We start from the raw sequence: 19,482 nt of genomic DNA on the forward strand, positions 1-19,482 counted from the left end.
TCACGGCGGTCCGGCCTTGTAACCGACGCCGCGCACGGTCAGCACGATCTCCGGGTTCTCCGGATCCTTCTCGACCTTGGCGCGCAGTCGCTGCAAATGCACGTTCACCAGACGGGTGTCGGCGGCGTGCCGGTAGCCCCACACCTGTTCGAGCAACACCTCGCGGGTGAACACCTGACGCGGCTTGCGCGCGAGCGCGACCAGCAGGTCGAACTCCAGTGGGGTGAGCGAGATCTGCCCGGGGCCGCGGGTCACCTTGTGCGCGGGCACGTCGATGACGATATCGGCGATCGAGAGCAGCTCGGCGGGCTCGTCCTCGGTGCGGCGCAGGCGCGCTCGGACGCGGGCGACGAGCTCCTTGGGCTTGAAGGGTTTGACGATGTAGTCGTCGGCACCGGACTCCAGGCCGAGGACCACATCGACCGTATCGGTCTTGGCGGTGAGCATGACGATCGGAACGCCGGAATCGGCCCGCAGCACCCGGCATACATCGATGCCGTTCATGCCGGGCAGCATCAGGTCGAGCAGTACCAGGTCGGGGCGGATCTCCCGCACCGCTGACAGGGCCTGTGTGCCGTCGCCCACCACATGCGGGTCGAACCCTTCCCCGCGCAAGACGATGGTCAGCATCTCAGCGAGTGCCATATCGTCGTCGACGACCAGAATCTTGGGCTTCATAGTCCTATGTTGTCATCTCCATGGCCAGGATCGGGCCGCCACGCCATTAATGGTGTGAACCCGTCGCGTATCCAACCTTATCCGGAAAAGATTTCCGAGCAGAGGGTGAGTAACGCAGGCCTATCGTCATCGGATCGGTATGTCCACCACCGGCCGAACCAGTCGCGGTCGGCGAGTTCACGATAGACCTCACCGGTGCGCCCCTGCAGACCGCCGTCCCGTTCGTAGGCATCGAGGGCGCGCGCGTCGTCGAGTTCGCCTCGGCGACGGGCTCGTTCGGCCGCCACCTCGGTGGGCACGTCGAGCAGAACGGTCAGCTCCGGCGTCGGCAATTCGAGCCTGCCGAACTCCAGATCACCCACCCACGACACGATTTCGCCATCGGCGTCCTGATGCGCCCGCGCGGCAGAGTAGGCGGCGTTGGAGGCCACCCACCGGTCCAGGATCACGATGTCGTTGCCGCCCAACAGGTCCGACAGTTCCACGCGTGCCGCGGCCCGGTCGAGCGCGAACATGATCGCCATGCCGTTGATCGACCCGGCCAGGTCGCCGTTGCCCCCGCGCAGCGCTTCGGCCGCCAGATCGGCGTGGATCGAGTGCCCGTATTGGGGAAAGGCCAGACTGTCCGCGCGTAGCCCCTTGGCGGACAATTCGGCGATCAATCCATCGATCAGCGTGCGTTTGCCCGCCCCGTCGAGCCCTTCCACCGCGATCAATACACCCATGCGGTGAGATTACCGCGCTCGCGCGCGTTGCCCTCACACCTCACCGTCACCCCAGAATTGCGGTCTGGTCGGCACCCGCTCGGGCGAACGAGGATCCCCCCATGAAAACGATCGTCCGCACCACCGCCGCCACGCTTGCCATCACCGCCGCCTTTGCCTGCGGCACCGCGTCCGCGCAGACAGCCACCCCGACCGCCGCTCCCGACGCGGGGTCGTCGGCGGCTTTCAACTCGGTGATGTGCGCGCTGCTCGGGATCAGCAGCGAGCACAACATCTTCTGCACCGGCCTGATCATCGGCTAGCTGAGGCCGATCATGCCGGTGGCCCGTCGACCAGCTGGTCGACGGGCCACCGTTGTCAGAACTCAGTAGCGGTAGTGCTCCGGCTTGTACGGGCCTTCCACGTCCACGTTGATGTACTCGGCCTGATCCTTGGTGAGCTTGGTCAGGGTGCCGCCGAGGGCTTCGACGTGGATCTTGGCGACCTTCTCGTCGAGGTGCTTGGGCAGGCGGTAGACCTCGTTGTCGTACTCTTCCGGCTTCGTCCACAGTTCGATCTGGGCGATGACCTGGTTGGAGAAGCTGTTCGACATCACGAACGAGGGGTGGCCGGTGGCGTTGCCCAGGTTCAGCAGGCGACCCTCGGACAGCAGGATGATCGCCTTGCCGGTCTCCTTGAAGGTCCACTCGTCGACCTGCGGCTTGATGTTGATCCGGGTCGCGCCCGAACGCTCCAGCGCCGCGATGTCGATCTCGTTGTCGAAGTGGCCGATGTTGCCCAGGATCGAGTGATCCTTCATCGCCTTCATGTGGTCGAGGGTGATGATGTCCTTGTTGCCGGTCGAGGTGATGACGATGTCGGCGTCGCCGATCGCCTGCTCGACGGTGACCACGTCGTAGCCGTCCATCAGCGCCTGCAGCGCGTTGATCGGGTCGATCTCGGTGACCTGCACGCGCGCGCCCTGGCCGGCCAGCGACTCGGCGCAGCCCTTGCCGACGTCGCCGTAACCGCAGATCAGCACCTTCTTGCCGCCGATGAGCACGTCGGTGCCGCGGTTGATGCCGTCGATCAGCGAGTGGCGGGTGCCGTACTTGTTGTCGAACTTGGACTTGGTGACCGAGTCGTTGACGTTGATCGCGGGGAACACCAGTTCACCCGCGGCGGCGAACTGGTACAGCCGCAGCACGCCGGTGGTGGTCTCCTCGGTGACGCCCTTGACCGAGTCGGCGATGACGCTCCACTTGGTCTTGTCGGCCTCGAGGCTCTCGCGCAGCAGGTCGAGGAACACCGTGTACTCGGCGGAGTGGTCGGCGTCGGCGGGCGGAACCAGACCGGCCTTCTCGAACTGCGCACCGCGCAGCACGAGCATGGTCGCGTCGCCACCGTCGTCGAGGATCATGTTCGCCGGGGAGTTCGGCCAGGTGAGCATCTGCTCGGCGGCCCACCAGTACTCCTCCAGCGTCTCGCCCTTCCAGGCGAAGACGGGGATGCCCTTGGGCTCGTCGACGGTGCCGTTCGGGCCGACCACGATGGCGGCGGCGGCGTGGTCCTGGGTGGAGAAGATGTTGCAGGAGGCCCAGCGCACGTCGGCGCCGAGAGCAACGAGGGTTTCGATCAGGACGGCGGTCTGGACCGTCATGTGCAGCGATCCGGAGATTCGCGCGCCCTTCAGCGGCTGGACGTCGTGGTATTCACGACGCAGCGCCATCAGGCCCGGCATCTCGTGCTCGGCGAGGCGGATCTCCTTGCGGCCGAATTCGGCCAGCGAGAGGTCTGCCACCTTGTAGTCGATGCCGTTGCGGACGTCGGGGGTGAGCTCGGTGCGCGCGGGGAGTTCTGAGGTCGTCACGTTGGCTAGGTTACCGTCTGAGGCCGCGCGAGTTCCCCTCCTCCGTCGAGGTGGAGTCTCAGGCCGCCGCGCGGTAGCGGGCCAGCAACCGTCGCGGCTTCGCGGGCGCGACATTGGCCAGGCTCAGGTCGCCGCCGTAATGCGCCGCCACCTTGGGGTCCATCACCGCACGCCACAGCGGCGGAACGGCGGCGAGCACGATCATGGTGGCGTACCCGGCGGGCAGCTGCGGAGCTTCTTCGGTGCTGCGCAGTGTCTGATAGCGACGTCCGGGGTTGGCGTGGTGGTCGCTGTGGCGCTGCAGGTGGAACAGGAAGATGTTGGTGACCAGGCGATCGGAGTTCCAGCTGTCGCGCGGGGAGCACCGTTCGTAGCGGCCGTTGGCCTTGCGTGCGCGCAGCAGCCCGTAGTGCTCGACGTAGTTGACGGTCTCGAGCAGCGCGATGCCGATCGCGGCCTGGATGGCCAGCCACGGGAGGATGGACGGGCCGAACACCAGCGTCAGCGATCCGAACAGCACCGCCGTCATCGCCCAGGCCTGCAGAATGTTGTTGTCGGCGCTCCACCAGCCGCGACCCTGCCGGTGCAGGCGGGCGCGCTCGAGTTGCAGGGCCGACCGGAACCCGCCGATCACGCTGCGCGGCAGGAACTCCCACAGCGATTCCCCCAGCCGGGCGCTGGCCGGATCCTCGGGGGTTGCCACGCGGGCGTGGTGTCCGCGATTGTGCTCGACGAAGAAGTGCCCGTAGCCCGATTGGGCCAGCGCGATCTTCGACAGCAATTTTTCGGCACTCTCCACCCGATGGCCCAATTCGTGGGCGGCGTTGATGCCGATGCCGCTGACGAAGCCGACCGTGGCGGCCAATCCGAGCTTGTCGACCAGGGCCAGCTCGGGGCTCGTCCACATGAAGCAGGCCACGCCGAGGCTGACCAATTGGATCGGCAGGAACAGATAGGTGCACCACCGGTAGTACCGGTCGGCGGAGAGCGCCGCGTAGTCCTCGTCGCGGGGATTGTTGCCGTCTTCGCCGACGATCCAGTCCAGCACGGGAATGGCGATCAGGACGATGACAGGTCCGATCCACCAGAACACTTCAGCCTTGGTATGGAACACCAGCTGGGAGGGCAGCAGCGCGCACGCCGGGGCGATCAGCCCTAAAGCCCAGAGATACCGTTTGGGATCACGAAAACCCCCCGGTTTGCCAACCGTTTGCACACCCGCTCCGCTACAAAAAGACCAATCGCCGACCGATGTGAATACTGACAGACCGTAGGCGCGTTACACAGCGGCAGATCCTCAAACGTGGTGATGGTTACACAGGAGCGAATCAGAGCTAGTGACTTCTCTCAGTGATCCACTTCACCGGATGGGACGCGTATGCCCCGTACCTGCACAATTGCCTCGACGTACGGGCTCAGCAGTGCGCTCATCTCGGCCGGGGCGTCGCGTTCGGGCACGGGCGGATTCGGAATGTAGCTCAGCGCGATCCGCACCAGCGCGTGCGCGAGCACATCGGCCTCGGCATCGCTCGCGTCCACCCAGCTGTGTACGAACACCTGGGTCAGGCGCGCGGTGGCATGCTCGAGCAGCGGGGCCGCGTCGAGCGTGATCAACCGCAACAGGTCCGGCTTCATCTCCCCGCTCAGCAGCGAACGGACCAGTGGGTCGCCCGCGGCGGAGAGGAAGAAGCCGGTCATCCCGACCCGGATCGCGGCGCGCGCGTCGCCGACATTGGCGTCGAGCGCCTCGCGCACATGGTCGACGAGGTCGTCGGCCAGACGCAGCGCGTAGGCCTGCGAGAGCCCCGCGCGCGAGCCGAACTCGTTGTAGAGCGTCTGCCTGCTCACCCCGGCCCTGGCCGCGACGTCACCGAGCGTGACCTTGGACCAGTCACGCTCGGTGAGCAGTTCGCGCATCCCGTCCAGGACCGAGTTGCGCAGCAGTTCGCGCGCGGCCTCCTGGTACGGGATGCGCGAACCGGTGCGCGGGGTGCCCGCGACGCTCACGAACGTTCGATCTCGACCATGAAGAAGTCGGACTTGCGGGCACCGCAGTCCGGGCAGGTCCAGTCGTCGGCGATGTCTTCCCAGAGGGTGCCGGGGGCGATGCCGTCGTCGGGCCAGCCCTGGGCCTCGTCGTACTCGAAACCGCACTGTGCGCACTGGTACAGCTTGTAGTCGGTCACTGCGAAACTCCTACCGCCTCGAAGTCGATCTTTTCCCGCACCCCACAGTCCGGACAGCACCAGTCGTCGGGAACGGCCGTCCACAGTGTGCCAGGCGGAAATCCCTCGCGTGGCGCGCCTTTGGCTTCATCGAAGACGAAATCACAGACCGGACATTTGTAGGCGCTCACGACTGGACCTCGGTTCCGTACTTTTCCAGCACCTGCTCCCGGCGCTTGGGTTCGATATTGGCGAGCGTGACGTCCCCGCCGTAGTGCGCGAGCACGCGCTTGTCCATCACCCTGCGCCAGATCGGCGGGAAGTAGCCGAGCAGGATCATGCTGGCGTAGCCGCTGGGCAGGTTCGGCGCACCGTCCCAGCTACGCAACGTCTGGTAGCGCCGGGTCGGATACGCGTGATGGTCGCTGTGGCGCTGCAGGTGGTAGAGGAAGATGTTGGTGACGATGTGGTCGCTGTTCCAGCTGTGCGCGGGCGCGGGTCGTTCGTAGCGTCCACTCGCGGTCTTCTGCCGGACCAGGCCGTAGTGCTCGAGGTAGTTCACCGACTCGAGCAGGCTGAACCCGATCACGGCCTGCAGGATCAGATACGGCAGCACCTCGATGCCGAACACGGCGATCAATCCGAGCCACAACACCACCGACATCGCCCAGGCGTTGAGCACGTCGTTGCGCAGCGTCCACGGACTCTTGTCGAGCCGACCCAGACGTTCCTTCTCGAGATGCCAGGCCGAGCGCAGGCTGCCCCAGACCGTGCGCGGCCAGAACGCCCAGAAGGACTCACCGATGCGCGAACTCGCGGGGTCCTCGGGAGTGGCGACCCGCACGTGGTGGCCACGGTTGTGCTCGATGTAGAAGTGCCCGTAGAACGACTGGGCCAGCGCGATGCGCGCGAGCCAGCGTTCCAGTTCGACCTTCTTGTGACCGAGTTCGTGCGCGGTGTTGATGCCGATGCCGCCGATCATGCCCACGCTGATCGCGATACCGATCTTGTCGACCACATTGGCGCCGCCGGGGAAGCCGAGCCAGTGCAGGTTCGGCGCGGTGATGATGTAGCAGGCGAAGATCAGCGAGGCGTACTGGAACGGCAGGTACAGGTAGGTGAGGTAGCGGTAGTACTTGTCGTTCTCCAGGTACTCCATCACCTCGTCGGGCGGGTTGTCGCCGTCGGGGCCGAAGAACAGGTCCGCCAGCGGGATCACGAGGTAGACCAGCACCGGCCCGAGCCAGAACGGGATCTCGGCTATGCGATGCCAGCCGAGCTGGTTGAGGCCCCAGATCAAGGGGATCGCGATCGTGAACAGCCCGGTCGGGGCGAACAACCCCCACAGCCACAAATATCGCTTGGAATCTCGCCACTGCGGCGGTGCGACCCGCTGCTCGGACGCGTTGGCATCAGTCGACATCATCGTCTCCAGTTCCGAGGCACATCTCACACGTGTGATGTGCGTAACTCTCTGTCACAGACGATAGGTCTGGATGCGTCCGCTGTCTAGACAAATTGGCCAATTTGTAAAGCAGTATCGGCCCGATAACGCGGACGGCGACCGTGCCCGAACTGGACACGGTCGCCGTCGTTACAGGTCAGTGACCTTTTCAGGGGCCTTTACATTCGGCCTCTGACCGGAAGGAGCACGTCCGCGCCCGGCGGTAGCCCGTCGACCGGCCACCATCGCAGATCGGTCGATTCGGAGCTGCGCACCGGTACCGCGCCGGGGGGCGCCACGATCTCGAAGAGCAGGTCCAGATGCCGCGTCGGCACGCCGAGCGAGCAGGTGATCGGGTGCGCCTGCGCACCGTAGAGACCCGGCGTGAGAATCAGGTCGGGGATGCCGGATTCCTCCACCGCCTCCCGCAGCGCCGCGTCCTGCACGGTCTTGTCATCGGGTTCGCAATGACCACCCAGCTGAATCCAGCGACCGACGCGTGGGTGCAGGGTGAGCAGGATGTCGCGGCGGTCGTGCGACAGCACGATCGCCGACGCGGTGATGTGGCCGGGCGCGTGTTCGCGCAGACAGCCACGGGGCGCCGAGCCGAGGAAGGCCAGAATCGCTTCACGCAGTGAGTGATCCGCGCGGGTCTCGGGTTCCCAGTGCGTGAGCAACTCCGTCGCCGAGGCGTGCAGCGACTCCGCGCTCACAGTTCCACCAGGCCGGCGCCCGCCGAGCCGACGGTGCGCGCGACAGGCTCCTCCAGCGGATGACCGATCGCGATGGCGCCCAACGGCATCCAGTCCTCGTCGAGCCCGAGGACCTCGCGAACGATGTCGGGCGCGAAGATGGTCGAGCCGATCCAGCAACTGCCGAGCCCGTCGGCGGCCAGCGCCACCAGCAGCCCCTGCACCGCCGCGCCGACGGCCACCGTGAACATCGTCTGCTCGGCAGCCTGACGACGAGCGTCGGGATAGTCGTGGGCGCCGTCGGGCACACAGAACGGGATGATCACCTCCGGCGCGTCGAAAAGGATTCGGCCACGCGCGATTCGACGCCGCACGCGTTCGGGGTCGAGCCCGTCGGCGGTGAGGTCCTCGCTCCACTTCTCGGCCATGGCATCGAGCAGCTGGGCCCGCAACGTCGCCTTGCGCAGCCAGACGAAGCGCACCGGGCGGGTGTGGTGCGGCGCCGGCGCGGTGAGGCCGACCGCCACGGCGGCGCGGATCCGTTCCGGGTCCACCGCCTCGGCGGCGAACGCGCGCACCGAACGACGCAGCGGCACAGCCTCTTTGCGGCCCTGCTGGAGCGCTTCGGCGGTGCCGAGCCAGAACAGGTCGTCGATGCCACCGCGCAGCAGTGCCGCCGCGGTCGACCCGTCGTCGTCGGTCCGCAGCCCGCGCACCACCGCCACCGGGACCCCACCGAGCTTGCCTTTGACCAGATCGGCGGCGGCGGCGAGCTCGTCGGCGATGGCCACCTGCGTGACGTGCAGTTCGTTGCCCTGCCCATCGACAGAGCCTGCGTAATCGTGGAGCACCCGCAGCCCGGCCGACCCGATGGCCGCGTCGATCTGCCCGTTGCGCCAGGCCCGGCCCATGGTGTCGGTGACGACGACGGCCACGTCGACGCCGAGCCGCTGGGCGAGCGCGGTGCGCAGGGACTTCGCGCTGCCGTCGGGATCGACCGGCAGCAGCACCAATTCACCCTCGGCCACATTGGAGCCGTCGACGCCGGAGGCCGCCTGCACGATGCCGAGCCGGTTCTCGGTGATCAGGGTGCGGCCCTTGCGCGCGAGCACCCGCACGGCCTCGTCCTCGACGAGCCTGCGTCGAGCGGTGTCGCGCTCCTCGGGGTCGATCGGCGCGACGACGATGCGCCCCTCGACCTTCGACACGATCTTGCTGGTGACCACGATGATGTCGCCGTCGGCGAGCCAGGGCGCCTGTGCCGCAAGATGTTCGGCGATGTCGTCGCCGGGCCGAAACTCCGGCAGCCCGGTCACCGGGAGGATCCGCAACTCGTCGGCGGCGTGGTCGGGCAAGGTGCCGCCGCTGCCGTTCTCCTGCGCGCTCATGCCTTCACTCCCGCCAATTCCAATGCGGCGCGCGCCATTTCAGCGGTCGCCTCGGGATCACTCATCAACAGCGGCACGCTGCGCACCTCCACGCCGGGAACATCGGCGGAGTCGGTGGAGTGCACCAGCCACCCGTCGAGGATGCCGGTGGCCGAGCGGGCGCCGTAGTGGCGGCCGATCGCCTCCGCGGTGGACTCGACGCCGATCGCAGCCAGACACTCATCGGCCATGCCGCGCAACGGCTTTCCGTCGATCACCGGCGAGAGCCCGATCACCTTGGCTTCGCTGGTGCGTAGCGCGCCTCTGATCCCGGGCACGGCGAGGATCGCGCCGATGCTCACCACGGGGTTCGACGGGGCCAGCAACACGGCGTCAGCGGAGCTTATGATTTCGGTCACATTTGGCGCCGGCGAGGCTTGCTCGGCGCCGATCGAGGCAAATCCGTGTGTCGGAAGCGCCGCGCGGTACCGCACCCACCATTCCTGAAAGTGGATCGCGCGACGTTCGCCAGCATTGTCGGGATCGCTGACCACCACGTGGGTTTCACAGCGATCGTCGGTTGCGGGGATCAGTTTCACGCCCGGTTGCCACCGATTGCACAGCGCTTCGGTGACCGCGGACAGCGGATATCCGGCGCGCAGCATTTCACTGCGAATGAGATGGGTGGCGATATCGCGATCGCCCAGGCCGAACCAATCGGGCTGGGCGTTGTATTTCGCCAGCTCCTCTTTCGCGTGCCAGGTTTCGTCGGCGTGGCCCCAGCCACGCTCGGTATCGATGCCACCACCGAGGGTGTACATGCAGGTGTCGAGGTCGGGACAGATGCGAAGGCCATGCATCCAGACGTCGTCGCCGACGTTGACGATGGCCGAGATGTCGGCGTCGGGCAGCAGCTGCCGGACGCCTTGGAGGAACCGGGCACCGCCGACACCGCCGACGAGAACGGCGATCTTGGGCTCGCGCACCGCGTGTTGTGCAGTCACAGGGTCACAGCCTAGTGAGTGGCGGTTGCCGGTTGATTTCGCGCCGAACGACAGCGAAGTTGCTGGTCATTTGCCACGGCACATAACAAGATCAACACGAAAGGCGGGTGCGGAGTGTAACGGAAGGGTGACGGCGGGTTGACCACCGGCAAGTGCGGCGTGTCTAATCACAGACATGTCATTCCGGTCACCGCGAGAGGGCATAGCGCGGGGGCGTTTGCGAGAGGGTTCCAAGTCGCCGGAAACGGCCACGGCGCGAGGACATAGCGCAGGTGACGTTTGCGAGAAGGTTCCCACTCGCCGGAAGGCAGGCTCGGGGAAGCCCGCGAGACTACGTCGCGGTGTTGGGCCGTCGGAGATCTCATCGGACCGACGGAAAGAATCATTCTGCGCTAACACATAGTGAGGAGGCGGAACGATGACCGAAGATCTGGTCTCGCCGACCGATTCCACAGCAGGCGCAGCTCACGCTGTCTGCGCTGACATGAGCTGGCAGGAACCGGACGTGGTAAGCGAAGTCGCGGCTCCCCGGCTGAGTCTGGTCGTCACGGGCTTCGACGAAATGTTCGAGTCGATCGAAGAGCAGTGGCAGGAACGTGCCCTCTGCGCTCAGACCGACCCCGAGGCGTTCTTCCCCGAGAAGGGCGGCTCGACGCGTGAGGCCAAGCGAATCTGCTTGGGCTGTGAAGTACGTGACCAGTGCCTGGAATACGCACTGGCACATGATGAACGCTTCGGCATCTGGGGCGGTCTCTCGGAACGAGAGCGTCGCAGGCTGAAGCGCGGAATCGGTTAAGTGACTGTTCGAAAGTAGACTCTCTCCAGGCCTGGCCCGGAGCCACGCAGGCGCAGTACGTCGGTGTCTCCGGGCGAACGCCCTTGTTGATCTTCACGGTGCAGGCGAGAGAGGTGAAAGACCCATGGCACGTTCCCGGCGTCATTCCCCGGCACCCACCGCCCGTTCGGTGACCCGCCGCGGCCGCGGTGTCCGTGGCCCCATGCTCCCGCCGACGGTGCCCGCGTGGCGCACCAGGGGCCAGAAATTCGATCGGCTCGTGCTCGAGGCATTCGCCCCACTGGACACCCGCTGGCACGATCGCCTCACCAAGCTCGATATCGCCGTCGACGATGTTCCGAAAATCCGTCCGCTGCATCCTGATTCGGTCACCTGGCCGGACGAGGTGGTCGCCGACGGACCGGTGCCGCTGTCGCGGCTGATCCCCGCCGGCGTCGACCGGCACGGTGCGGCCACGCGCGCCAGAGTGGTGTTGTTCCGCAAGCCGCTGGAATTGCGGGCCGCAGATCCCGACGATCTGGTCGAGTTGCTGCGCGAGGTCCTCGTCCAGCAGATCGCGACCTACCTCGGCGTCGACCCCGATCTGATCGATCCCGAGCCCGAATAGGCGTCCTCCGCCTCCGCTCATCAGTCGCTCTTTAGGGCGTGTCCGTATCCACTTTCGGGCCGCGGAGGGCTAATCTCGACGTCGTGATCCCTATGCGTCGTTGCTGCCGACCCGGCTGCAAGAACCCGGCTGTAGCGACGCTGACTTATGTGTACTCCGACTCGACCGCCGTCGTCGGACCCCTGGCCACCGTCGCCGAACCGCACTCCTGGGATCTCTGCGAAACGCACGCCTGCCGCATCACCGCGCCCAAGGGCTGGGAACTGGTCCGCCACGAAGGCGGCTTCTCCTCGAGCACCCCGGACGACGACGATCTCACCGCACTGGCCGAAGCCGTCCGCGAAGCGGGCCTGCGTCGCCGCCCCGCCGCCGAAGCCGACCAGCCGGGCTACCGCGACAACGCCCCCGCGGCCCCCCGCACCGCGCGCACGGGCCGTCGCGGCCACCTACGCGTTCTGCCGGATCCGTAGCTAGTCCGGCCAGGATCCCGAAGAGTCGGTGCAGCCCGCTAGGGTTAGCCACATGACGACCCTCGCGCGCTCTGGCGAACTCGTGAATGCCGTGATCAAGGCTTATGACGTCCGCGGGGTGGTGGGCGAACAGATCGACGAGGCGTTCGTCGGCGATGTCGGCGCTTCCTTCGCTCGTCTGATGCGCGAAGAAGGCGCCACCCGCGTCGTGATCGGCCATGACATGCGCGAGTCCTCCCCCGCGCTGTCCGAGGCGTTCGCGCAGGGTGTGCGGGCCCAGGGCCTCGATGTGGTGCACATCGGTCTGGCCTCCACCGACCAGCTCTACTTCGCCTCGGGCAAGCTCGGTTGTCCCGGCGCCATGTTCACCGCCAGTCACAACCCGGCCAAGTACAACGGGATCAAGCTGTGCCGCGCGAACGCGCTGCCCGTCGGACAGGACACCGGGCTGGCGACCATCGCCGCGGAGGTGATCGAGGGCGTGCCCGCCTACGACGGCGCGCCCGGCACCGCGACCAGCACCGATCTGCTCGCCGACTACGCGGACTACCTGCGTGAACTGGTGAACCTCGACGAGATCCGCCCGCTCACCATCGCGGTCGACGCGGGCAACGGCATGGGCGGCCACACCGTGCCCGCCGTCCTCGGCACTCTCGGCCCGATCACGATCGTGCCGCTGTACTTCGAACTCGACGGCTCGTTCCCCAACCACGAGGCCAACCCGCTCGATCCGAAGAACCTCGTCGACCTGCAGGCGCTGGTGCGGTCCAGCGGCGCCGACATCGGCCTGGCCTTCGACGGCGACGCCGACCGTTGCTTCGTCGTCGACGAACGCGGCGAGCCCGTGTCGCCCTCGGCGATCACGGCGATCGTGGCGCAGCGTGAGCTGGCCAAAGAGCCGGGCGCGACCGTGATCCACAACCTGATCACCTCGCGCGCGGTGCCCGAGCTGGTCGAGGAGCTGGGCGGCAAGCCGGTGCGCACGCGGGTGGGGCACTCGTTCATCAAGCAGGAGATGGCCTCGACCGGCGCGGTGTTCGGTGGCGAGCACTCGGCGCACTACTACTTCCGCGATTTCTGGGGCGCCGACTCGGGCATGCTGGCCGCGCTGCACGTGCTGGCCGCGCTCGGCGAGGGCGAGCGCACGGTCTCGGACCTGATGGCCGCCTACGACGTGTACGCCGCCTCGGGCGAGATCAACTCGACCGTCGCCGACGCCGCCGACCGCACCGCCGCCGTACTCGCCGCGTTCGCCGACCGCACCGAGTCGGTGGACCGGATGGACGGCGTCACGGTCGACCTGGGCAACCACGCCTGGTTCAACCTGCGCGCCTCGAATACCGAACCGCTGCTTCGACTCAATGTCGAGGCCGGATCGCACGACGATGTAAACGCACTCGTGACCGAGATCCTGAGCATCGTCCGCGCCTGACTGGGAAGATGAAACCAGTACCCGTGGAATCACATGCCCGGTATTCGGCGACGGCAGATCACGAGCATTGCCGGTGCCCGGCTGGAATAGTGGAGTCACAGACGACACAGCGCGATGAGGGGAGGTGGATTCGGCGATGATCGCTGGAACACCGGTATTCGACCTCGACGATGCCGAGTCGCTGGCGGCGGCCGACACCGGCGGCGCCCTGCGTTCGGCGGCCTCGGGCGGCGCGCAGGTCCGTGCCACCGCGGCAGCGGTCGCCGAAACCTCGCTCATCGAACGGCTCTCCGACCTGCGCCCGCGCAGCCTGGTGCTGGTCGCGGGATCGGGTCGCGCCGCGCGCGCGGCCGGACTGCTCGTCGCCACGCTCGGCGACCGGGCCGGGCTGCCGATCGTGCCCGTCACCGCGCTGCCGCCGTGGGTCGGCCCGTTGGACGTGGTCCTGGTGGCCGGCGACGACGCGGGCGACCCGCGGCTGATCGACGCCGTCGACCGTGCCCTGCGCCGCAGCGCCGAGGTGGTGATCGCCGCGCCCAACGAGGGTCCGTTGCGCGCGGTCGCCGCCGGTCGCGCGATCGTGCTCGAACCGAGGGTGCCCGTTCTCGACCACAATCGGCTGCTGCGGTTCCTCGCCGTCGGCATCGCCGTCCTGCGTGGGGTCGACGCCCAGCGCAGCGGCCCGGCCACGCCCGATCTCACCGCGCTCGCCGACATGCTCGATGCCGAAGCGCTGCGCGACGGCCCGACCAACGAGGTCTTCCACAACCCGGCCAAGACCCTCGCCGCGCGGATGCACGGTGTGGGTGTCGTCCTCGCGGGCGACTCGCCCGCCGCGGTCGAACTGGCCGGTCACGGCGCCGAGGTGCTGCTGCAGTCCGCGGGCCGGTTGGCTTCGGCCGCCGATCTCGCCGACGCCGTCGCCGCGGTCGGGCGCCTGGCCGCTGCCACCGGCGGCACCGCGCCCGGCTTCGATCCGCTGTTCCATGACGAGGAACTCGACGGTCCCGCACCGGTCGACCGGGTCCGGGTGCTGGCCTTGAGCGTGCATCCCGATCAGGCCGCCGCCCGGCGCAAGCTCGCGGTCTTCGAAGGCGCGGGCGCGGGCCTGGTCGACGCCGATCTGGTCCATGCCGATGTCGACGTGCTGCAATCCCAGCTCGCCGACCCCGGCGCCGCGCCCGCGATCGAACGCACCGCTGCCGACTCCGCCGCAGGGGGCGGGCACGGCAGCGAACTCGAGCAGCTCGCGGTGCTCGCGCTGCGGCTCGACATGGCCGCGGCCTATCTTCGACTCACCGGTGCGCGCGGTGCCGCCGCGCCCGAACCGGATCGATACGACGGGGGACGCTACTAGTGCAGGAACTCGTTGGTGCGCTGCGTTCTTACGCATGGGGGTCGCGCACCGCGCTCGCTCAGCTGTGCGGACGGCCGGTGCCATCGGCCCATCCCGAAGCCGAACTCTGGTTCGGCGCGCACCCGGCCGATCCCGCGCACGTGCGGACCGACTCGGGCACACGCTCACTGCTCGAGGTCCTCATCGCCGACCCGGCGGGCGAATTGGGCACGGTGGCCGACACTTTCGGCGCCAGGCTGCCGTTCCTGCTGAAGATCCTCGCCGCCGAGGAGCCGCTCTCGCTGCAGGCGCACCCGAGTTCGGCGCAGGCGCGTGCCGGTTTCGAACGCGAGAACCGCACCGGCGTGGCACTTGATTCGCCGCTGCGCAACTACCGCGACGACAGCCACAAGCCCGAACTCGTTGTCGCACTGGAGCGTTTCGAGGCGCTGGCCGGGTTCCGCGATCCGCACCGCACCGTCGACCTGTTGCGCGCGCTGGATGTGCCCGGCCTCAACATATACGCCGAACTGCTTGCCGCCCAGCCCGATTCGGCCGGTCTGCGAACCCTGTTCACCACCTGGATCACGCTGCCGCCCGCCGCGCTGTCGAAGCTGCTGCCCACGGTGCTCGAGGGCTGTGTGACCTACCTGTCGGGCAAGGGCGCGCGTGAGTTCACCGCCGAGGTGCGCACCGCGCTCGAACTCGCCGAGGTCTACCCCGGCGACGCGGGTGTGCTCGCCGCGCTGCTGCTCAACCGGCTGACCCTGGAGCCCGGCCAGGCCCTGTTCCTCGCGGCCGGCAATCTGCACGCGTACCTGCGCGGGGTGGGCGTGGAGATCATGGCCAATTCCGACAACGTGTTGCGTGGCGGGCTCACCCCCAAGCACGTCGACGTGCCCGAACTGCTGCGGGTGCTGGACTTCGAGCCGATCGACCTGCCGGTGATCGAACCCGAACCCGGCGGCGACGGCGGTATCCGATACCGCACGCCCGCACCGGAATTCGCCCTGTGCCGCTTCGACCTCGGCGCCGACGACGAGCCGGTCGTGCTCGCCGACGCGGGGCCCGGCATCGTGCTGTGCACCGCGGGCACGCTCGAGCTCTCCGAGAACGGGCACACGCTCATCGTCGAACGGGGCAGCGCGGCCTGGATTTCCGCCGCCGACACCGACATCAAGGCGCGTGCGCTGCGCGGCCCGGCCCAATTGTTCAGCGCCTGCGTCGGCGACAACTGATACCGGCACACACTGTCGTCTCTCCGTCCGATCAGGCGAAGCCTCCGCATCAGCCGCGACCGTGCCGCGCGGGACTGATGACCGGTTCGCGCCTGTGTCCGATTAGGCTGTGGCGAGTCGTGTTCAGTGAACAGAAGGGCGGGCCGGCATGTCGGCTGGTGGTGGCAAGAAGGCGATCCTCGCGGCGTTGACGGCCAACGCGGGGATCGCGGTGGCGAAGTTCGTCGGCGCGTTCATCACGGGGTCGGCGTCGATGATGGCAGAGGGCGTGCACTCGGTCGCCGACACTTCGAACCAGGGCCTGCTGCTGTTCGGGCAGCGCGCCGCCGCCAAGGACGCCGACGAACTGCACCAGTTCGGGTACGGCCGCAACCGCTACTTCTACTCGTTCGTCGTGGCTCTGGTGCTGTTCACCCTCGGTTCGGTGTTCGCGATCTACGAGGGTATCCACAAGGTCCAGCATCCCGAGGAGCTGAGTCAGCCGATCGTCGCGGTCGTGATCCTGGTGATCGCGATCGGCCTGGAGACCTACAGCTTCCTCACCGCGGTGCGCGAATCCAGGCCGCTCAAGGGCACTGCGAGCTGGTGGCAGTTCATCCGCAACTCGCGCAGCCCCGAGCTGCCGGTAGTGCTGCTCGAGGACACCGGCGCGCTGATCGGTCTGGTGCTCGCCCTCGGCGGCGTCGGGCTCACCATGGTCACCGACGACCCGATCTTCGACGGCATCGGCACCCTGTCCATCGGCATCCTGCTCGGCGTCATCGCGATCGTGCTGATCATCGAGATGAAGAGCCTGCTCATCGGTGAAGGCGCCACCCCTGAACAGGGTCGCGCGATTCGCGAGAATCTGGTCGACGGCACCAAGATCACCTCGCTGATCCACCTCAAGACCCAATACCTGGGCCCGGACGAAATGCTGGTTGCCGCCAAGGTCGCGCTCGCGCCGAACCTGGACATCGCCGATGTCGCCGAGGCCATCGACGCCGCCGAAATGCGCGTGCGCGCAGCAGTCCCCACCGCCCGCCTCATCTACCTGGAACCCGACCTGTACAGAGTTGAATAGCGGCTGGCGCCGCGGTTCTCGGCGCTTAACTCCGCCTCTTCCCTCCCTCCGGGCACTCCTTCGTCGCACCCTCCACTCAGTCCAGAGGCGGAGGCGCGCCGAGAACGTCGGGGCCGACGACACGGTGCTGAGGTCGGTGCGTGGCTCGGTGTTGGCGGTAGCGTTCCGATATGGCCGAGCAAGGTGGAGACAGCAAGATCGCGATCCTCGCCGCGCTCGGGGCGAACGCGGGGATCATGGTCGCGAAGTTCATCGGCGCGTTCATCACCGGCTCGTCGGCGATGCTGGCCGAGGCGGTGCACTCGGTGGCCGATACCGGCAACGAGGCGTTGCTGCTGGTCGGCCGCAATCGGGCCGACCAGCCCGCGGACACGCTGCACCCCTTCGGGTATTCGCGCAATCGGTATTTCTATTCGTTCGTCGTCGCGCTCGTCCTGTTCGTGATGGGGTCGCTGTTCGCGATCAACGAGGCGATCCACAAGATCCGGTTCCCGGAGGAGATCGTGTCGGCCTGGGTCGCGATCGGGATTCTCGGGGTGTCACTGGTGCTGGAAAGCGCCAGTTTCCATACCGCGCGCAAGCAGTCGGCACCGCTGAAGGGCAAGAATTCGTGGTGGCATTTCATCCGCCACACCCGCAATCCCGAACTGCCCGTGGTGCTGCTCGAGGACGCGGGCGCGATCATCGGTCTGCTGTTCGCCCTGACCGGGGTGAGTCTGTCGGTGCTCACCGGAAACGCGGTGTGGGACGGCGTCGGCACGCTGTTCATCGGACTCCTGCTCGGCGTGAACGCGGTGATCCTCATCGTGGAGACCAAGAGTCTGCTGATCGGTGAGGGCGCGACGGCCAAGGACGACACCGCGATTCGGTCGGCGCTGCTGGCCGATCCGCGGATCGAGCGCGTGATCCGGATGCAGACCCAGTACCTCGGGCCCCAGGATCTGCTGATCAACGCCAAGATCGCGCTGCACGCAGGCCTCGACATCACCCAGGTCGCCGAGGTGATCGACGCCGCCGACGACCGTATTCACGTCGCCGTGCCGAACACGTGCACGATCTACCTCGAGCCCGATGTGTTCGAGCCCGACAAGGTCCACGACGCACCGATGAGGCCCTACCGGTAGGCGGGCGCCTCGCCGCGCAACAGGTCGAGCGGGTCGGTGACGATGCCGAATCGGTTGCGCAGCATGTGGTGCGCCGCGTGCAGGCCCGGCATCCCATGGACGCCGGGACCCGGTGGGGTCGACGACGAGCACAGGTAGGTGCCCGGAATCGGGGTGGAGTACGGGTTCCAGCGAGCCAGCGGCCGGAACAGGGTCTGGCGCGTGGTCATCGCGCCGGCCGAGATGTCACCGCCGATGTAGTTGGCGTTGTGCGCGGGCATGAAGGCCGCCGGTGTCACGTGTTTCGCCAGGATCAGGTCGCGGAAACCGGGCGCGAAACGTTCGACCTGGTCGATGACCTGGTCGCTGATATCGCGATCGGTGCCGTTGGGGACGTGGGCGTAGGTGTAAAGGGTGTGCTGTCCCTCGGGCGCCCGGGTGGGGTCGACCACGCCGGGCTGGATAGCAAGCACGAACGGTTGATCGGCGAAAGTGCCCGTGGCGACCTGATGTTCGGCGTGCACGGCCTGCGCCCTGGTGCCGACCAGGTGCAGGGTGCCTGCCAGGTCGGCGCCCGGCGCGGCCCACGGCACCGGTCCCGACAGCGCGAAGTCGACCTTGCACGCGGCATTGCCGTACTGGAAACGCCCGAGGCTGTTGCGGTATCGCGAGGGCAGCCGGTCCCCGGCGATGCGCAGGAGTTCGGCGGGCGAGGTGTCGAACAGCACCGCGCGCGCGGTGGCGAGTTCGGCGAAATCGTCGACCCGGTGCCCGGTGCGCACCTCGCCACCGAGGCGTTCGATCTCGGCGATCATCGCGTTCGGGATGGCTTGGCTGCCACCGCGCGGGATCACCCAGCCGCCCGCGTGCGCGAGGGTGCCGAGCAGCAGTGCCGCGCCGACGGCGGGGAAGGCGCGCGGTGAGGTGATGGCGTGGGCGGCCACCCCGCTGAACATCGCGGGCGCGACGTCACCGGTGAAGCGGTTGTCGGACAGCGGCGACGCCTGTTCGAGCAGGCGGGTGGCGAACTTGATGCCGGTGCCGACGCGCAGTGGCGGGTGCCGCAGATCCGACATGGCCAGGTCGACGACATCGGGCCAGTGCTCGACCAGCGGCGCGAACAGGTTCCGCCACGGCCGACCGTCATGGCCGAGGTCGGCGACGGTGGATTCGATGTTGCGCCACGCCAATCCGGCGATGCCGCCGTCGAGGGGATGCGCGTAGGAGACGGTCGGGGTGAGCAGGTCGACGCCGTGTGCCGCGAGGTCGAACGCACGAAAGAACGGTGATGCCAACGCCATCGGATGCGCGCCCGCGCAGATGTCGTGATGGAATCCGGGCAGTGTCAGCTCGGCCGTGCGTGAGCCGCCGCCCGCCTGCTCCTGCGCTTCGAGGACCCGCACCGACAACCCGGCGCGAGCGGCGATCACCGCCGCGGCAAGACCGTTCGGCCCCGACCCCACTACTACGACTTCCGCCATCCGCCGTCCCTTCGCCCTCGCCCCGCTCTGCC

Annotated in this window: 21 protein-coding genes; 9 read left to right on the forward strand and 12 right to left on the reverse strand. The window is 67.6% G+C overall.

From position 1 onward, the window contains the following. Both mtrA and ACFVJ5_RS24530 read right to left on the reverse strand, forming a co-directional pair. Positions 1 to 678 (reverse strand): MtrAB system response regulator MtrA, encoded by a 678-nt coding sequence (gene mtrA / locus ACFVJ5_RS24525; protein ID WP_379223418.1) that lies wholly within the window; start codon positions 676 to 678, stop codon positions 1 to 3. Between the two features lie 77 nt (positions 679 to 755). Continuing rightward, complete coding sequence (locus ACFVJ5_RS24530) at positions 756 to 1,403, reverse strand: dTMP kinase (protein ID WP_379223420.1); 648 nt, start codon at positions 1,401 to 1,403, stop codon at positions 756 to 758. A 101-nt stretch (positions 1,404 to 1,504) separates the two neighbouring features. Here ACFVJ5_RS24530 and ACFVJ5_RS24535 point away from each other — a divergent pair, with 101 nt between their 5' ends. Next, positions 1,505 to 1,705: a hypothetical protein gene (locus ACFVJ5_RS24535; RefSeq protein WP_378632582.1), complete on the forward strand. Its 201-nt coding sequence runs from the start codon at positions 1,505 to 1,507 to the stop codon at positions 1,703 to 1,705. Between the two features lie 62 nt (positions 1,706 to 1,767). On the opposite strand, the gene ahcY is transcribed toward ACFVJ5_RS24535, so the two are convergent. The 9 genes from ahcY to cofD form a co-directional block, all read right to left on the reverse strand. Next, on the reverse strand, positions 1,768 to 3,252 hold the full coding sequence (gene ahcY, locus ACFVJ5_RS24540) for an adenosylhomocysteinase (RefSeq protein ID WP_379223422.1): 1,485 nt from the start codon (positions 3,250 to 3,252) through the stop codon (positions 1,768 to 1,770). Positions 3,253 to 3,310: 58 nt separating this feature from the next. Next, positions 3,311 to 4,468, reverse strand: coding sequence for an alkane 1-monooxygenase (locus tag ACFVJ5_RS24545; protein ID WP_379223424.1), 1,158 nt, complete (start codon positions 4,466 to 4,468; stop codon positions 3,311 to 3,313). Positions 4,469 to 4,599: 131 nt separating this feature from the next. Further along, a complete protein-coding gene (locus ACFVJ5_RS24550; protein ID WP_379223426.1) occupies positions 4,600 to 5,259 on the reverse strand; it encodes a TetR family transcriptional regulator in 660 nt (219 codons plus the stop codon). Further along, positions 5,256 to 5,438, reverse strand: coding sequence for a rubredoxin (locus ACFVJ5_RS24555; RefSeq protein ID WP_378632574.1), 183 nt, complete (start codon positions 5,436 to 5,438; stop codon positions 5,256 to 5,258). The genes ACFVJ5_RS24550 and ACFVJ5_RS24555 overlap by 4 nt, the downstream gene beginning before the upstream one ends. Further along, positions 5,435 to 5,608, reverse strand: coding sequence for a rubredoxin (locus ACFVJ5_RS24560; RefSeq protein WP_082844102.1), 174 nt, complete (start codon positions 5,606 to 5,608; stop codon positions 5,435 to 5,437). The genes ACFVJ5_RS24555 and ACFVJ5_RS24560 overlap by 4 nt, the downstream gene beginning before the upstream one ends. Continuing rightward, a complete protein-coding gene (locus ACFVJ5_RS24565) occupies positions 5,605 to 6,843 on the reverse strand; it encodes an alkane 1-monooxygenase (RefSeq protein ID WP_379223428.1) in 1,239 nt (412 codons plus the stop codon). The genes ACFVJ5_RS24560 and ACFVJ5_RS24565 overlap by 4 nt, the downstream gene beginning before the upstream one ends. A gap of 197 nt (positions 6,844 to 7,040) precedes the next feature. Beyond that, complete coding sequence (locus ACFVJ5_RS24570) at positions 7,041 to 7,574, reverse strand: NUDIX hydrolase (protein ID WP_379223430.1); 534 nt, start codon at positions 7,572 to 7,574, stop codon at positions 7,041 to 7,043. Continuing rightward, the gene (locus ACFVJ5_RS24575) at positions 7,571 to 8,941 is read right to left on the reverse strand and encodes a coenzyme F420-0:L-glutamate ligase (RefSeq protein ID WP_379223432.1); all 1,371 of its coding nucleotides are present in this window, start codon (positions 8,939 to 8,941) and stop codon (positions 7,571 to 7,573) included. The genes ACFVJ5_RS24570 and ACFVJ5_RS24575 overlap by 4 nt, the downstream gene beginning before the upstream one ends. Continuing rightward, positions 8,938 to 9,906, reverse strand: coding sequence for a 2-phospho-L-lactate transferase (gene cofD, locus ACFVJ5_RS24580; protein WP_379223947.1), 969 nt, complete (start codon positions 9,904 to 9,906; stop codon positions 8,938 to 8,940). The genes ACFVJ5_RS24575 and cofD overlap by 4 nt, the downstream gene beginning before the upstream one ends. A gap of 580 nt (positions 9,907 to 10,486) precedes the next feature. Here cofD and ACFVJ5_RS24585 point away from each other — a divergent pair. The 8 genes from ACFVJ5_RS24585 (at position 10,487) to ACFVJ5_RS24620 (ending at position 17,990) form a co-directional block, all read left to right on the forward strand. After that, positions 10,487 to 10,720 (forward strand): WhiB family transcriptional regulator, encoded by a 234-nt coding sequence (locus tag ACFVJ5_RS24585; RefSeq protein ID WP_133733920.1) that lies wholly within the window; start codon positions 10,487 to 10,489, stop codon positions 10,718 to 10,720. Positions 10,721 to 10,844: 124 nt separating this feature from the next. Beyond that, entirely contained in the window at positions 10,845 to 11,327 is a 483-nt protein-coding gene (locus ACFVJ5_RS24590; protein ID WP_194826429.1) for a metallopeptidase family protein, read from the forward strand. 92 nt (positions 11,328 to 11,419) lie between these two features. Then, positions 11,420 to 11,797, forward strand: coding sequence for a DUF3499 domain-containing protein (locus ACFVJ5_RS24595; protein ID WP_084472805.1), 378 nt, complete (start codon positions 11,420 to 11,422; stop codon positions 11,795 to 11,797). A gap of 52 nt (positions 11,798 to 11,849) precedes the next feature. Continuing rightward, positions 11,850 to 13,229 carry a phosphomannomutase/phosphoglucomutase gene (locus ACFVJ5_RS24600; RefSeq protein WP_379223434.1) on the forward strand — a complete coding sequence of 460 codons (1,380 nt, stop codon included), beginning with the start codon at positions 11,850 to 11,852 and terminating at the stop codon, positions 13,227 to 13,229. Between the two features lie 136 nt (positions 13,230 to 13,365). Then, positions 13,366 to 14,586, forward strand: coding sequence for a tobH protein (locus tag ACFVJ5_RS24605; RefSeq protein WP_379223435.1), 1,221 nt, complete (start codon positions 13,366 to 13,368; stop codon positions 14,584 to 14,586). Continuing rightward, positions 14,586 to 15,803 (forward strand): mannose-6-phosphate isomerase, class I, encoded by a 1,218-nt coding sequence (manA, locus tag ACFVJ5_RS24610; RefSeq protein ID WP_379223437.1) that lies wholly within the window; start codon positions 14,586 to 14,588, stop codon positions 15,801 to 15,803. Before ACFVJ5_RS24605 ends, manA begins: the two co-directional genes overlap by 1 nt. Positions 15,804 to 15,951: 148 nt before the next feature. Further along, positions 15,952 to 16,866 (forward strand): cation diffusion facilitator family transporter, encoded by a 915-nt coding sequence (locus ACFVJ5_RS24615; RefSeq protein ID WP_379223439.1) that lies wholly within the window; start codon positions 15,952 to 15,954, stop codon positions 16,864 to 16,866. 170 nt (positions 16,867 to 17,036) lie between these two features. After that, the gene (locus tag ACFVJ5_RS24620; protein WP_379223440.1) at positions 17,037 to 17,990 is read left to right on the forward strand and encodes a cation diffusion facilitator family transporter; all 954 of its coding nucleotides are present in this window, start codon (positions 17,037 to 17,039) and stop codon (positions 17,988 to 17,990) included. On the opposite strand, the gene ACFVJ5_RS24625 is transcribed toward ACFVJ5_RS24620, so the two are convergent. Continuing rightward, positions 17,981 to 19,450: a phytoene desaturase family protein gene (locus tag ACFVJ5_RS24625; protein WP_379223442.1), complete on the reverse strand. Its 1,470-nt coding sequence runs from the start codon at positions 19,448 to 19,450 to the stop codon at positions 17,981 to 17,983. The two genes, ACFVJ5_RS24620 and ACFVJ5_RS24625, sit on opposite strands and share 10 nt — an antisense overlap. Positions 19,451 to 19,482 lie beyond the last annotated feature (32 nt).

The sequence above is a fragment of the Nocardia sp. NPDC127606 genome (assembly GCF_042671725.1).
GTDB lineage: Bacteria > Actinomycetota > Actinomycetes > Mycobacteriales > Mycobacteriaceae > Nocardia.